14 protein-coding genes are annotated in these 13,581 nt (G+C 61.3%); 7 read left to right on the plus strand and 7 right to left on the minus strand.

The window, feature by feature from the left end; all coding sequences use genetic code 11:
* Nucleotides 1-71 precede the first annotated feature (71 nt).
* The 5 genes from CRO18_RS14175 (at nt 72) to CRO18_RS14195 (ending at nt 5,352) form a co-directional block, all read left to right on the plus strand.
* Nucleotides 72-1,007 carry a nucleoside hydrolase gene (locus CRO18_RS14175; protein ID WP_097082618.1) on the plus strand — a complete coding sequence of 312 codons (936 nt, stop codon included), beginning with the start codon at nt 72-74 and terminating at the stop codon, nt 1,005-1,007.
* Between the two features lie 36 nt (nt 1,008-1,043).
* A complete protein-coding gene (locus tag CRO18_RS14180; RefSeq protein WP_097082619.1) occupies nt 1,044-2,465 on the plus strand; it encodes a YdiU family protein in 1,422 nt (473 codons plus the stop codon).
* Nucleotides 2,466-2,534: 69 nt separating this feature from the next.
* Nucleotides 2,535-3,431, plus strand: a complete 897-nt coding sequence (locus tag CRO18_RS14185) for a DMT family transporter (protein ID WP_097082620.1) — start codon at nt 2,535-2,537, stop codon at nt 3,429-3,431.
* A 108-nt stretch (nt 3,432-3,539) separates the two neighbouring features.
* Entirely contained in the window at nt 3,540-4,814 is a 1,275-nt protein-coding gene (gene eno, locus CRO18_RS14190; RefSeq protein ID WP_097082621.1) for a phosphopyruvate hydratase, read from the plus strand.
* Nucleotides 4,815-4,911: 97 nt separating this feature from the next.
* On the plus strand, nt 4,912-5,352 hold the full coding sequence (locus tag CRO18_RS14195) for a cupin domain-containing protein (protein ID WP_097082622.1): 441 nt from the start codon (nt 4,912-4,914) through the stop codon (nt 5,350-5,352).
* Here the strand turns inward: CRO18_RS14195 and CRO18_RS14200 are convergent, their stop codons facing one another.
* From CRO18_RS14200 to CRO18_RS14210, 3 genes are all read right to left on the minus strand, one after another.
* Entirely contained in the window at nt 5,353-5,622 is a 270-nt protein-coding gene (locus CRO18_RS14200) for a DUF2798 domain-containing protein (RefSeq protein ID WP_076484623.1), read from the minus strand. It lies immediately after the preceding gene.
* A gap of 105 nt (nt 5,623-5,727) precedes the next feature.
* A complete protein-coding gene (locus tag CRO18_RS14205) occupies nt 5,728-6,189 on the minus strand; it encodes a DUF4405 domain-containing protein (protein WP_076484622.1) in 462 nt (153 codons plus the stop codon).
* Between the two features lie 51 nt (nt 6,190-6,240).
* Nucleotides 6,241-7,368 carry an anhydro-N-acetylmuramic acid kinase gene (locus CRO18_RS14210; RefSeq protein ID WP_097082623.1) on the minus strand — a complete coding sequence of 376 codons (1,128 nt, stop codon included), beginning with the start codon at nt 7,366-7,368 and terminating at the stop codon, nt 6,241-6,243.
* Nucleotides 7,369-7,427: 59 nt separating this feature from the next.
* Here CRO18_RS14210 and tyrS point away from each other — a divergent pair, with 59 nt between their 5' ends.
* Nucleotides 7,428-8,678: a tyrosine--tRNA ligase gene (gene tyrS, locus CRO18_RS14215; protein WP_097082624.1), complete on the plus strand. Its 1,251-nt coding sequence runs from the start codon at nt 7,428-7,430 to the stop codon at nt 8,676-8,678.
* Between the two features lie 145 nt (nt 8,679-8,823).
* Here tyrS and CRO18_RS14220 read toward each other — a convergent pair whose 3' ends face one another.
* Nucleotides 8,824-9,405: a peptidylprolyl isomerase gene (locus tag CRO18_RS14220; protein WP_097082625.1), complete on the minus strand. Its 582-nt coding sequence runs from the start codon at nt 9,403-9,405 to the stop codon at nt 8,824-8,826.
* Entirely contained in the window at nt 9,398-9,904 is a 507-nt protein-coding gene (locus CRO18_RS14225; RefSeq protein WP_076484618.1) for a peptidylprolyl isomerase, read from the minus strand. The genes CRO18_RS14220 and CRO18_RS14225 overlap by 8 nt, the downstream gene beginning before the upstream one ends.
* A gap of 197 nt (nt 9,905-10,101) precedes the next feature.
* On the opposite strand from CRO18_RS14225, the gene CRO18_RS14230 reads away from it, so the two are divergent.
* Nucleotides 10,102-11,292 carry a phosphoglycerate kinase gene (locus CRO18_RS14230; protein WP_097082626.1) on the plus strand — a complete coding sequence of 397 codons (1,191 nt, stop codon included), beginning with the start codon at nt 10,102-10,104 and terminating at the stop codon, nt 11,290-11,292.
* Between the two features lie 68 nt (nt 11,293-11,360).
* Here the strand turns inward: CRO18_RS14230 and CRO18_RS14235 are convergent, their stop codons facing one another.
* Both CRO18_RS14235 and CRO18_RS14240 read right to left on the minus strand, forming a co-directional pair.
* Nucleotides 11,361-13,112 carry an alpha/beta hydrolase gene (locus tag CRO18_RS14235; RefSeq protein WP_097082627.1) on the minus strand — a complete coding sequence of 584 codons (1,752 nt, stop codon included), beginning with the start codon at nt 13,110-13,112 and terminating at the stop codon, nt 11,361-11,363.
* Between the two features lie 104 nt (nt 13,113-13,216).
* Nucleotides 13,217-13,573 (minus strand): phasin family protein, encoded by a 357-nt coding sequence (locus tag CRO18_RS14240; protein ID WP_170952689.1) that lies wholly within the window; start codon nt 13,571-13,573, stop codon nt 13,217-13,219.
* Between the last annotated feature and the right edge of the window lie 8 nt (nt 13,574-13,581).

A 13,581-nucleotide genomic window follows, 5' to 3' on the forward strand; every position in this document is an offset into this window, starting at 1 on the left:
CGTTTTGGGCGTGTTCATGGAATATGGACTTCTGCGGCGCAGCACTACATTTTGTGCCCAAAGGAGTACCCATGACGCGAAAGATCATTATCGACACCGATCCCGGACAAGACGATGCCGTGGCCATTTTGTTGGCGCTGGCGAGCCCCGAGCTTGAGATTTTGGGGATCACCTGTGTGGCGGGGAACGTGCCGCTGGATCTGACCGCGCGCAATGCCCGGATCGTGTGCGAATTGGCCGGGCGCACCGAGATCAAGGTCTTTGCGGGCTGCGATAAGCCGATGGAGCGCGCGCTTGTCACCGCAGAATATGTGCATGGCAAAACCGGGCTGGATGGGATTTCGCTGCCGCTGCCCAAGATGAAATTGCAAGAGCAACACGCGGTCGATTTCATCATTGAAACCCTGCGCAATGAGCCCCCCGGCACAGTGACGCTCTGCCCGCTTGGCCCGCTGACGAACATTGCGACGGCCTTCACTCAAGCGCCCGATATTGTCGAGCGTGTGGATGAGATCGTGCTGATGGGCGGCGGCTTCTTTGAGGGTGGCAACGTGACCCCCGCAGCCGAGTTCAATATTTACGTTGACCCGCAAGCAGCTGATATCGTGTTCAAATCGGGCATCTCTATTGTCGTGATGCCGCTTGATGTCACCCATAAAGTGCTCACCACCCGCGCCCGGATCGAGGCGTTTCGCAACCTTGGCACGCCGGTTGGCCATGCCGTCGCCAGCTGGACCGATTTCTTTGAGCGCTTCGATATGGCGAAATATGGCGCCGATGGCGCGCCGCTGCATGACCCTTGCGTGATCGCCTATTTGATCGAGCCCGACCTGTTCACCGGGCGCCATATCAACGTGGCGATTGAGACGCAGTCCGAACTGACGATGGGGATGACCGTGGCCGATTGGTGGCGGGTAAGCCCGCGCAAACCGAATGCGATGTTCATGGGCGATGTCGATGCCAAAGGGTTTTACACGCTGCTGACGGAACGTCTTGCACGGCTTTGACCTTGAAAGCGCGCGGCCTTGCATCAGCTAAGGTCGATGCGCCTTCCATTTGACAATACCTACGCCCGCCTGCCCGAAAAATTCTATGCCGCGCTGCCGCCCAGCCCGGTGGCAGCACCCAGCCCCGTTGCCTTGAACCAAGCCTTGGCCGCACGGCTGGGGCTGGATCTCGACGCTTTGCAAAGCGCCGAGGGCACGGCGATGTTCGCGGGCAATCTGATGCCTGAAGGCGCAACACCGATTGCCCAAGCCTATGCGGGGCATCAATTTGGCGGCTTCGTGCCACAACTGGGCGATGGGCGCGCGATTTTGCTGGGCGAACTTGTCGCCCCCGATGGCGCGCGATTTGACCTGACGCTGAAAGGTGCGGGCCGCACGCCGTTTTCGCGCGGCGGCGATGGCCGGGCGTGGCTTGGCCCGGTCTTGCGCGAATATGTGCTGAGCGAGGCAATGGCCGCGCTTGGCCTGCCCACCACCCGTGCACTTGCCGCCGTCACCACCGGGCAAAACGTGTTTCGCGATGGGTTTCCGCGCCCCGGCGCTGTGATCGCACGCGTCGCCGCAAGCCATATCCGTGTCGGCACCTTTGAATATTTCGCCGCGCGTGGTGACGAAGAAGCACTTGCAACCCTTTGCCAGTACACACTTTCGCGCCATTACCCCGATGGTAAAACCGCGCGCGACCTGCTAGCCGCCGTCACCCAAGCGCAGGCAAAGCTCGTAGCGGGGTGGATGTCTTTCGGCTTCATCCATGGTGTGATGAACACTGACAATTGCGCGCTCTCGGGCGAGACGATCGACTATGGCCCCTGCGCCTTCTTGGATGAATACCACCCGAAAAAGGTGTTTTCCTCAATCGACGTGCGGGGCCGCTATGCCTATGCCAACCAGCCACAAATCGCGCTTTGGAACCTCGCGCAGCTTGGCTCGTGCCTGTTGCCGCTCATGGGCAAGGGCGATGCAGCGGTGGAGCAAGCGCAAGCAGTGCTTGATGATTTCGCGCCCATCTATCAGGCCGAATGGCTCGCCCGCATGGGCCGCAAAATCGGGCTAGCCAGTGCCACGCAAGACGACCTGCCCTTGATCGAAAGCCTGCTGAACCGCATGGCGACCGAGGTGGCCGATTTCACCCGCACCTTCCGGGGGCTGAGCACCGGCACCGCACGGGAAGAATTTACTGAACCCCAAACCTTTGACACATGGGAACCGGACTGGCGCGCGCGGCTGGAACGCGAGCCCGACCCGGCAACGGTGATGGCCGCGGCCAACCCCGTGCGCATCCCCCGCAACCACCGGGTGGAGGAAATGATCGCCGCCGCCGTGGAGGGTGATTTTGCGCCCTTCCACCGGCTCAACGCGGCCTTGGCCGCGCCCTTCACGCCCGACGACAGCTTTGCCGATTTGGAAGCCGCACCAAGCCATGATGAGCGTGTCACCCGCACCTTCTGCGGCACCTAACCGCGCGATCTTGTGGCGGATACAATCGCGCGCTTTACGCCGCCCGCACGCTTTGGCAAAGCCCGGCGCATGAGCAATGGTGTCGAAAACTTCCGGGGTAGTCTTTTGATGGTGGCGGCAATGGCCGGTTTCGCCATGGAAGATTTGTTCGTCAAACGTCTGAGCCAGCATATGCCGGTCGGCGAGGTGCTGATGCTGATGGGCGTCGGCGGCACTTTGATCTTTGCCGCGCTGGCCTTGCGCAAGGGCGACCGGCTGTTTTCACGCGATCTGCTGGCACCCGCAGTTATTGGCCGCAATTTCGGCGAATTGGTGGGCACGCTCGCCTTTGTCTGCGCCATCGCCTTCACGCCATTGGCCGAGGCTTCGGCGATTTTGCAAGCCACACCGCTGGCCGTCACGCTGGGTGCGGCGCTGTTTTTGGGCGAACAAGTTGGCTGGCGGCGCTGGTCGGCGATTATGGTCGGTTTTCTGGGCGTGCTGGTGGTGATCCGCCCCGGCACCGAGGGGTTCTCGATCCTTTCCCTTTTCGCCGTTGTCGCCGTCGTGGGCTTGGCCGCGCGCGATGTGATTACCCGCCGCGTGCCGCGTTCGATCACCTCGATGCAGCTTGCCACCTATGGCTTTGCCACCTGCATTCCGGCAGGCGCGCTGCTGTTGCAATTCCAAGGCGCCTTCCTTGCGCCCAGCCTCACCGATTATGCCCAGCTTTGTGCCGCGCTGGTTTTTGGCACGGCGGGCTATTACGCGCTCATTGCTGCGATGCGGCTTGGCGAGGTCGCGGTGATCACCCCCTTCCGCTACACGCGGCTGATTTTTGCGCTGATCATCGGCTGGACCGTCTTTGCCGAAAAGCCCGATTTATTGACGCTTGTCGGCGGTCTGATCATTGTTGGCTCGGGCCTTTATACGCTCGCGCGGGAACGTGCGCGCGCCCGCGCAGCGGCCGCCGCCGGAACCGTCTGAAAAACGCGTCACCTCGGGCGCTAACAGGTGAGTTATCGCTAACAACACCCTTTTCGCAGCGGCAGCATAGGTCTATAGAGGAGGCGATTTTTCAATCGGAGCACTCCTATGAGCACGATCATTGACATCCACGCGCGCGAAATCCTCGACAGCCGCGGCAACCCCACCGTTGAGGTTGACGTGACCCTCGAAGACGGCACGATGGGCCGCGCGGCGGTTCCCTCGGGCGCCTCGACCGGCGCGCATGAAGCGGTGGAGCGCCGCGACGGCGACAAATCGCGCTACATGGGCAAAGGCGTTCTGGAAGCCGTGATGGCGGTGAACGGTGAGCTGGCCGAGAACCTTGTGGGTGAAGACGTCACCGATCAAGAAGCCATCGACAAGCTGATGATCGAACTGGACGGCACGCCGAACAAAGGCCGCCTTGGCGCGAACGCGATCTTGGGTGTGTCGCTCGCCTGTGCGAAAGCCGCTGCCGATTTCACCGCGCAACCGCTTTATCGTTACGTCGGCGGCACTTCGGCGCGCATCCTGCCGGTGCCGATGATGAACATCATCAACGGCGGCGAACATGCCGACAACCCGATCGACATTCAAGAATTCATGATCATGCCGGTTTCGGCGGGCAACATCCGCGACGCGGTGCGCATGGGCTCGGAAGTCTTCCATACCCTGAAAAAAGAGCTGTCGGCGGCGGGTCTTTCGACCGGTCTGGGCGATGAAGGCGGCTTTGCGCCGATGCTCGCCTCGACCTGCGATGCGCTCGATTTCATTCTGAAATCCATCGAAAAAGCTGGCTACAAACCGGGCGATGACATCTATCTGGCGATGGATTGCGCGTCGACCGAATATTACAAAGACGGCAAGTATGAGATGAAGGGCGAAGGCCTGAGCCTGACCTCGGAAGAAAACGTTGCCTATCTTGAAAAACTCTGCGGCGACTATCCGATCATCTCGATCGAAGATGGCTGCGCGGAAGATGACTGGGCGGGCTGGAAACTGCTGACCGACACGCTTGGCGGCAAAGTGCAGCTTGTGGGCGACGACCTCTTTGTGACCAACCCCGAGCGTCTCGCCCGCGGCATCAAAGAAGGCGTGGCCAACTCGATGCTGGTGAAAGTGAACCAAATCGGCTCGCTGTCGGAAACGCTCAAAGCCGTCGATATGGCGCATCGCGCGCGCTACACCAACGTCATGAGCCACCGTTCGGGCGAAACCGAAGATGCGACGATTGCGGACCTCGCCGTGGCGACGAACTGCGGCCAGATCAAAACCGGCTCGCTCGCGCGCTCGGACCGGCTCGCGAAATACAACCAGCTGATCCGTATCGAAGAAATGCTGGGTGAAACCGCTGAATACATGGGCCGTGGCATCCTGAAATAAGGGCCACTGCAAACCGATTTGAAAACCCCGCCGGGCCTGCGCCTTGGCGGGGTTTTCTTTTGCACATGGACCGCTACTCTGGCGCAAAGGGGGGACCATGACCGAAGCCGATCAGATCATCCAAAAACTCAATCTTGCGCCCCATCCGGAGGGCGGCTGGTATCGCCAGACATGGATCGCTGAAGCGACCGGGGGCACCCGCCCGGCGGGCACCGCGATCTTGTTCTTGCTCAAGGCCGGGGAAAGTAGCCATTGGCACCGCGTCGATGCCGCTGAGATTTGGCACTATCATGCAGGCGCGCCGCTTGAGTTGCGCTTGGCCGAGACCGAGGCAGGCCCCGCAACCGCGCTTCGCCTTGGCCCCGATGTGCTGGCAGGCGACACCGTGCAAGGCATCGTGCCGCCGCATCATTGGCAAGCCGCGCGCACGCTGGGGGCGTGGACGCTCGTAAGCTGCACCGTCTCCCCCGCCTTCCGGTTTGAAGGATTCGAGTTGGCGACGCCGGGGTTTGATATCCCCGGTGAGGTTGTTCGGTGATCAGCCTTCGTTCAAACGACGCGGGTGCAGCAGCCAAAACGACAGTTTGAACGCCAGCGGCCCCACGCCAAGCGACAGGATAAAGGCCACCGGCCAAGCCGTGAGCCAATCGCGCAGCCAAATCCAGCCCCAACCGGGCGCGAAATGGGTGCGCAGTGCCTCGGGCAGCACGGCAAAGAAAAAGGTCATCAACAGCGCCATCAGGCAGGAAATGAACACCTGTGCGACAATGATCGTGAGCTTTTCACGTTTCGGGTCCGGTTTTTGCATCTGTCTCCCTCGAATGCAGCGCCGTGGGTTCGAGATCGACTAACTCCCGCGTGGTGCGGTGACCGGGATAACCTGACCGGTCTTACGTTTTTCGGCTTGGGCCGTTTACGGGCGACGGTGGCCTTGGTCAAGGGGCGGCAGATCCCCCCAGAAGCTGCGTTTGAAATAGTCTGACGTGTCGGTGAGCCAATTGGCGGGCGGCAGATCGGCAATGGCCAAAGCGCTCAACGCGCCCACCAAAACCAGCGCCAGCCCCACCTCACGGCGGTGGCAAATTACGCGCGCACGGGCCGACCACAGCAGATTGGTGATCACCGACCAATGCAGCCAGATGTGCCAGCCTGCGGCGAGCAGAAAGAACATCCCCAGCGTCAGATGCAGGCTCTCCCATTGCGCGCGGCTCAGCCCCAAAAGCGTCCAATGCAGTTGTGTCGCCAGCCTGCCCGCCGGGGCCAGGGCAATGGCCAGGCCCGACAGCGCCAGCCCAAGGAAGGTAAAGCCCGCCAGAAACACAGCGGTTGCACGGTTGGAAAACGGCGGGCGCGGGGTGGAAGCAGAAGTCGTCATGGCATCCTCCTGTCATTCACTTATGGAACGAAAGGGTGCGCCGTTTCCGTCTTATATTCCCTGCGGTTTGGAGACGCGGCCCCCGCCCACAAGCGCCGCAACGCCCGTGGTTGAGGGGCCAGAGGTTGGCAAGCCACGCGCCACCCGCACCGCCAAATAGGCGAAGGCCTGTGCCTCCAGCATATCGCCATCCAGCCCAAGGTCTTCGACCGGGGCCACGGCGCAGGGCAGCCGCCGCGCAAGCTCCGCCATCAAGGCCGCATTCAGCCGCCCGCCACCTGCCACGTAAACCGCCGCTGGCGCGCTTGGGAAATGCTCAAACCCGCGTGCGACAGCGGCAGCCGCGCAAGCGGTGAGCGTGGCCACGGCATCAGCGTCAGACAGGGTCTCTACACCCTCAAGGGCTTGAGCAAAATCATTTCGGTCCAAAGACTTCGGCGGTACTTTTAAGAAGTAGGCATGGCCCAGAAACCGTTCCACAAAGGTCTCATCCACCCGGCCCGCTCGCGCCAGTGCGCCGCCTTCGTCATAGCCCTTCCCAAGCCGCGCCTGCATCAAATCATTGATCGGCGCATTGGCGGGCCCGGTGTCAAAGGCCAAACAGGCGCCCGCCACCTCTGGCCCCGTCGCGCGCGGGTCCACAAAGGTGACATTGCCGACACCGCCCAAATTTAAAAACACCACCGGCGCAGAAAGCCCCGCCCATGTCGCGCAGGCAAAATGGAAAAACGGCGCCAAAGGCGCACCCTGCCCGCCCAGTTCCACATCAGAGGTGCGGAAATCCCACACCACAGTGCGGCCCAACACTTCGGCCAGCAAATCGCCATCGCCCGCCTGATGCGTGCGCGGCGCGCCTGTGAGGCCCAAAGGATCATGCGCCAGCGTTTGACCGTGAAAGCCCACCAGTTCCGCCTCGGGGCAGCGCGCCAGCAAATCGCTTAGCACCTCGGCATGGGCGGTTTCCACCACCTCGGCGGCAGCCTCTACCCCCGGCGCACCGGGCCAAGCGCCCAAGGCCGTGTGAATCACCGCACGTTCCGCCGCGCTATAGGCCCGGTAAAGGGCGGGCCCAAAGTCGAGAATTTCCACCCCATCGGTGCGCAGCGCAGCCACATCCACCCCGTCAAGCGAGGTTCCCGACATTGCGCCAAGCGCCCAGACCGGCTGCGCCTTTAACATGGCTTCCCCTTTGGAGTTTCGGCCGATATACGCATGGCCAAGCCAAAGGAACAAGCACGATGACCTATCACCCGAAATCGGAATTCCTGCGCGTGATTATCGAGCGCGGATTCCTCGCCGATTGCACCGATTTGCAAGAACTCGACGCAGCGCTTTCGCGCGGCATGGTGACAGCCTATATCGGCTATGATGCCACCGCCGCGAGCTTGCATGTGGGGCATTTGCTCAACATCATGCTGCTGCGTTGGTTCCAAAAAACCGGCAACCGCCCGATCACCTTGATGGGCGGCGGCACCACGAAAGTGGGCGATCCGAGCTTCCGCTCCGAAGAGCGCCCGCTGCTGACGCCCGAAAAGATCGACGAAAACATCGCGGGCATGCAGCGCGTCTTTGCGCGGTATTTGGACTATAGCGACAGCGGCAATGGCGCAATGATGCGCAACAATGCCGAATGGCTCGACGGGCTGAACTACCTTGAGTTTCTGCGTGATATCGGGCGGCATTTCTCAGTCAACCGGATGCTCAGCTTTGAATCGGTGAAGTCGCGGCTTGATCGCGAGCAATCGCTCAGCTTCCTCGAATTCAACTACATGATTTTGCAAGCCTATGACTTCCTTGAACTCAACCGGCGCTATGAGTGCCTGTTGCAGATGGGCGGCTCGGATCAATGGGGCAATATCGTCAACGGGATCGACCTCACGCGCCGCGTCTGCGACCGCGAGATTTACGGGCTGACGACGCCGCTTTTGACCACTTCGGATGGTCGCAAGATGGGCAAGAGCCAAGGCGGTGCGGTCTGGCTTTCGGGCGAGATGCTTTCGCCTTACGAATTTTGGCAGTTCTGGCGCAACACGACCGATGCCGATGTGGGCCGCTTCCTCAAGCTCTACACCGATCTGCCGGTGGAAGAATGCGAGCGCTTGGGCAAGCTCGAAGGGTCTGAGATCAACGGCGCGAAGATCATCCTCGCCAATGAGGTGACCACGCTCCTGCACGGGGCAGAGGCCGCAGTAGCCGCCGAGGCCACCGCGCGCGAAGTGTTTGAAAAGGGCGGCGTGGGCGATGACCTGCCGACGCTGAACCTGCCCGCGGCTGAATTGGGCGAGGGCATCAGCTTGGCGCAGCTTGTGGTGCGCTCGGGCTTGGCGAAGACCGGCAAAGACGGCAAGCGGCTGATTGCCGAGGGCGGGCTGAAAGTGAATGACGAGACCTGCACCGATGCGGGGCGCATGTTCACCCCCGCCGATCTGGCAGAGCCGGTAAAACTGAGCGCGGGCAAAAAACGCCATGCGCTGGTGCAACTGGGCTAAAAACGACTGGGTAAGTGCGACGGGGGCGCTGCCCCCGCAACCCCGGGATATTTCGGGCAAGATGAAATGCAAAAGGGCGCTCCAATATGGGCGCCCTTTCTTTTTGGTTCAGGCCAAGAGGGGCCAAGCCCCCTTGCCGCCCGGTTTATTCGACCGTCGCAGTCACGATGTAATCGGGGTCTTCCACCAGCCCGTTGAGCTGCGGCGGGCCTTTCTTGATCGTATCAACGACCTCCATCCCCTCGATCACATGACCGACGATGGTGTATTGGCCATCCAGATGCGGCGCCGGTTCGAACATGATGAAGAACTGGCTGTTGGCGGAATTGGGGTCCGCCGAGCGCGCCATGCCGACCATGCCACGGGTGAACGACCGGTTAGAGAATTCCTCCGGAAGATCGCCGTATTTCGATCCACCCATGCCCGCCATTTGAATATCGCCGCCGCGCTTGCCAAACTGGACATCGCCGGTTTGCGCCATGAAGCCGCCGATCACGCGGTGAAACACCACGTCGTCATAGGCGTGTTCATTGGCCAATTGGGTGATCCGCTCCACATGCTGGGGCGCGACATCGGGCAGCAGGTCAATGACCACGCGGCCCGAGGTTTCGCCCCCGATTTCGAGCACGAGGTTCGGCCCCGGCCCATCGGGCGCGGTGGTGCCATCTTGCGCGAAAGCAGTGCTGGCCGCAAAAGCCAGCACACCAGCTGCGAGAAGCTTACGCATCCGCCGCCACCTTCACCGAGATCATCCGGTCCGGGCTTGCCGGCGGCTCGCCACGGGCGATTTTGTCGACATGTTCCATGCCCTCAATCACGCGGCCATAGACGGTGTATTGGCCGTTGAGGAAATGGTTGTCGGAGAAGTTGATGAAGAACTGGCTGTTGGCCGAGTTCGGGTTCATCGAACGTGCCGCCCCAAGGGTGCCGCGATCATGCGGCAGTTTGGAGAATTCGGCTTTCAGATCAGGGTATTGCGACCCGCCCGTACCGGCGCGACGCGGGTTGTAGTCTTTTTCCATATTGGCGTGTTCAACATCGCCAGTTTGCGCCATGAACCCTTCGATCACGCGGTGGAAAGCGACGTTGTCATAGGCACCGTCGCGGGCAAGCTGTTTCATCCGCTCGCAATGGCCGGGCGCCACGTCGCTGAGCAGCTCAATCACCACGGGGCCATCTTTGAGGGTGATGATGATGGTGTTCTCGGGGTCTTTGATATCGGCCATGGGGCTCTCCTGATTGGTCTGGGCGCAACTTAAGCACTGTGCGCGCGGCTGAAAAGGGCAAAGCGTGGGTCGAATTTCACGACCGCGCGGGGCAAAAGGCTTAACGCGGGGCGTTGACGGGGGCTGCGCATCGGGGCAAGTTTGCGCCAGCCGCGGGTGGACGGCCCCCGCCACGCGCAGACATCAGGAGAATGACTATGGCTTGGAAAACGCTCGACGAGGTGGAACTGGCGGGCAAGGTCGCGCTGGTGCGCGTCGACATCAACGTGCCGGTGGAAAACGGCGTGGTGACCGATGCGACGCGGATCCTCAAGATCGTGCCGACGGTGAAAGACATCCTCGCCAAGGGCGGCAAACCCGTGCTGCTCGCGCACTTTGGCCGCCCGAAAGGCCAAGTGGTGCCGGAAATGAGCCTGCGCCCCTTGGTGCCGGAACTGGAAAAGGCGCTGGGTGCGCCGGTGAAATTTGCCGAAGACTGCATCGGTGGCCCGGCGAAAACCGCTGTGGCGGCGCTTGAAGCGGGCGAAGTGCTGCTTTTGGAAAACACCCGTTTCCATGCGGGCGAAGAGAAAAACGACCCGGAACTGAGCGCGGCGATGGCGGCACTCGGTGAGGTCTATGTGAACGATGCTTTCTCGGCGGCGCACCGCGCGCATAGCTCGACCGAAGGCGTGGCGCACATCCTGCCCTCGGCTGCGGGCCGTTTGATGGAAGCCGAACTCAAGGCGCTTGAAGCCGCGCTAGGTGCCCCGGTGCGCCCGGTCTGTGCCGTTGTGGGCGGCGCGAAAGTGTCGACCAAGCTCGACCTTCTGGGCAACCTTGTGAGCAAGGTCGATCACCTCATCATCGGCGGCGGCATGGCGAACACCTTCTTGGTGGCGCAAGGCATCGACGTGGGCAAATCCTTGGCCGAACGTGAAATGGCCGAGACCGCGCGCGATATCTTGGAAAAAGCAAAAACCGCCGGCTGCGCGATCCACCTGCCGGTCGATGTGGTGGTGGCGCGCGAGTTCAAAGCCAATGCCGAAAACGAAACCGTGCCGAACACCGACTGCCCGAGCGATGCGATGATCTTGGACGCGGGTCCGAAATCGGTCGAAGAAATCGCCACTGTGTTCGAAGCCTCGAAAACGCTGATCTGGAACGGCCCACTCGGGGCCTTTGAGATTGCACCTTTCGATGCGGCCACGAATGCGGCGGCGCAAAAGGCAGCGGAACTCACCCAAGACGGCAAGCTGACCTCGGTTGCGGGCGGCGGCGACACGGTCGCGGCGCTCAATAAAGCCGGTGCCGCGGAAGATTTCAGCTACATCTCCACCGCGGGCGGCGCCTTCCTTGAATGGATGGAAGGCAAAGAACTACCCGGCGTGGCTGCGCTGATGAAATAAGTTTGGCATCATGGCCAAACAGAAGGGCGGCCCCACGGGACCGCCCTTTTTTTGTCTGCGATGGCGCCTTAGCGGCCGAGCACATAGCGCCCCGGGGCCGCGCCAAGGCTTTTGCCAAGCGCGGGGGGCGTGATTTCTTCGCCACCGCCTTTGGCGCGCAGCCATTCGCCCCAAGCGCCCCACCACGAGCCTGCGACTTTTTCCACCGCACCGGCCCAATCTTCGGGGCCCGGATGCGGCTGGCCATGCACATGGGTGAGCAGCCGATATTTGGCGCGCGGGCTGCCGGGCGGCGCGACGATGCCGGTGTTATGCCCGCCCGAAACCAGCGCGAAGCTCACCTCGCCCCCCATCAGCCATGTCAGTTTGAAGACCGAATGCCATGGCGCGATATGGTCGTTTTCGGTGGCCACGGCAAAAACCGGGCAGCGCACGTCGCGCAACATCACATGCGCGCCGCCCGCCTCCATCCGACCGTCAGCCAGATCATTGTTCAAGAACAGATGGCGCAGATATTCCGAATGCATCTTATAGGGCATCCGCGTCGCATCTTGCGACCAAGCCCCGAGCGCCGAGGCGGCATCGCGCTCGCCCAGCATGTAATCATGCACCATCTTGGACCACACTAGGTCTTTCGATTTCAGCATCGAGAAGGTGCCCGCCATCGCGGATTTGTCCAAGAACCCCTCTTGCCACATCATATCTTCCAGAAGGGCAAGCTGATCTTCATTGGTGAAGAGACTCAATTCCCCCGCTTCGGTGAAATCCACCTGCGCGGCGAGCATGGTGAGCGAGGCAAGCCGATCATCACCATCTCGCGCCATCGCAGCGGCGGCCACCGACAAAAGCGTGCCGCCCAAGCAATAGCCAAGCCCATGCACCTTTGGCGCGCCGGTGATTTTGCCAATCGCATCGAGCGCCGCCATCACGCCCAATTCGCGGTAATCGTCAAACCCAAGATCTCGGTCGTTTTCTTCGGGATTTTTCCAGCTGATGCAGAAGACCGTAAAGCCCTGCTCCACGAGCCAGCCAATCAGGCTTTCGGGCGGCGTCAGATCAAGGATATAGTATTTCATGATCCACGCCGGCACGATCATCAGCGGCACCGGATGCACCTTATCGGTGACCGGGGTGTATTGGATCAGCTCAATCAACCGATTGCGGAACACCACCTTGCCGTCAGTCACGGCGACATTCTCGCCGGGGGTAAAGGCGGGGGCCTCTTCGTCATGGAAAAGCGCATGGCGCATGTCTTCGGCCATATGTTTCCAGCCGCGCACAAGGTTCTGCCCACCCTCTTCTTGGGTGCGGGCGATCAGTGCGGGGTTGGTGGCCAAAAAGTTCGAAGGCGACAGCATGTCGAGCATTTGCCGCCCGTAAAACTCCACCAATTGCTCGTGCTTTTTCTCAACGCCCGAAAGCCCGGTCGCGGTCTCTTGCCACCAAGCTTGCGTGGCCAAAAAGCCTTGGGCGTAAAGGGAATAGGGAAAGGTCAGCCAATCGGGGCTCGCAAAGCGGCGATCAGATTTGATCGGCTCCACACAAGCCTCGCCATCAAGCCGCCCGCCTTTCAACTGGCATTGCACCTCTGCCGCCAGTTTTTGCGCGCGCACCATGGCGTTAAAGCCGACCTCGGCCTGTTTGCCCGGGCTCATCGCCATGTGCGAGGCCCAATCTGCCCAAGCCAGCCACAGAGAGACTGGTGAAAGCCCCCCCTCTGCCTTGCCCATCAGAGCGTGAACCATACGGTCGAAACGACGGAAACCGGCTTCATCCAGTGCCGGTTCCGCCTCGGGGCGGATCTTTGCAGGGGCAGTCATGTCTTCCTCGTGAAACGGGCGGGCACGCCCGATATTTCGGGGGGCGGCGAACCGCCCGCCCCTTTCCTTTGCAAGACGTGAGAGCCCCTGTGGGGGAGCTTAGCTCAAGCCTTTTTGGCGACCATCGTCATGAGCGCCGCGCCCTCCTCGGTGGCGCTGCGCAAGGCCGTCTCGGCAATCTCTCCGGCATGCGAAGCCAGCTTAGTCGTTTCCACCGAATAATCGGTGAACAACCGGCTCCAAAAATCTTGCCAAAGCTTTGCCGCTTCGATCGGATCGGACGCCTCGGCCAATTCGCCAAGCATCGCCTTGTCCCGCTCGAACCGGGTTTTGATGAAATCGAGCATTTCGATATTTTGCCCGATCATCGCCTCGGCCATACGCGCTTGTGGTGCGAACATCATCGACCACGCATCCATCACCGAAGCTGTCGTCTCAGTCTTAGTGGGTGCCTTAACCATCGCAATTC

This window comes from Rhodobacter sp. JA431 (genome assembly GCF_900217725.1).
GTDB lineage: Bacteria > Pseudomonadota > Alphaproteobacteria > Rhodobacterales > Rhodobacteraceae > Rhodobacter > Rhodobacter aestuarii.

Excerpts from the sequence above, each read along its gene's own strand:
- CRO18_RS14195 (WP_097082622.1), top strand. The coding sequence starts at position 4,912 with ATGACCGAAGCCGATCAGATCATCCAAAAACTCAATCTTGCGCCCCAT.
- CRO18_RS14240 (WP_170952689.1), bottom strand. The coding sequence starts at position 13,573 with ATGGTTAAGGCACCCACTAAGACTGAGACGACAGCTTCGGTGATGGAT.
- CRO18_RS14185 (WP_097082620.1), top strand. The coding sequence starts at position 2,535 with ATGAGCAATGGTGTCGAAAACTTCCGGGGTAGTCTTTTGATGGTGGCG.
- CRO18_RS14205 (WP_076484622.1), bottom strand. The coding sequence starts at position 6,189 with ATGACGACTTCTGCTTCCACCCCGCGCCCGCCGTTTTCCAACCGTGCA.
- CRO18_RS14220 (WP_097082625.1), bottom strand. The coding sequence starts at position 9,405 with ATGCGTAAGCTTCTCGCAGCTGGTGTGCTGGCTTTTGCGGCCAGCACT.
- CRO18_RS14180 (WP_097082619.1), top strand. The coding sequence starts at position 1,044 with ATGCGCCTTCCATTTGACAATACCTACGCCCGCCTGCCCGAAAAATTC.
- CRO18_RS14200 (WP_076484623.1), bottom strand. The coding sequence starts at position 5,622 with ATGCAAAAACCGGACCCGAAACGTGAAAAGCTCACGATCATTGTCGCA.
- tyrS (WP_097082624.1), top strand. The coding sequence starts at position 7,428 with ATGACCTATCACCCGAAATCGGAATTCCTGCGCGTGATTATCGAGCGC.
- CRO18_RS14230 (WP_097082626.1), top strand. The coding sequence starts at position 10,102 with ATGGCTTGGAAAACGCTCGACGAGGTGGAACTGGCGGGCAAGGTCGCG.
- CRO18_RS14235 (WP_097082627.1), bottom strand. The coding sequence starts at position 13,112 with ATGACTGCCCCTGCAAAGATCCGCCCCGAGGCGGAACCGGCACTGGAT.
- CRO18_RS14210 (WP_097082623.1), bottom strand. The coding sequence starts at position 7,368 with ATGTTAAAGGCGCAGCCGGTCTGGGCGCTTGGCGCAATGTCGGGAACC.
- CRO18_RS14175 (WP_097082618.1), top strand. The coding sequence starts at position 72 with ATGACGCGAAAGATCATTATCGACACCGATCCCGGACAAGACGATGCC.
- eno (WP_097082621.1), top strand. The coding sequence starts at position 3,540 with ATGAGCACGATCATTGACATCCACGCGCGCGAAATCCTCGACAGCCGC.
- CRO18_RS14225 (WP_076484618.1), bottom strand. The coding sequence starts at position 9,904 with ATGGCCGATATCAAAGACCCCGAGAACACCATCATCATCACCCTCAAA.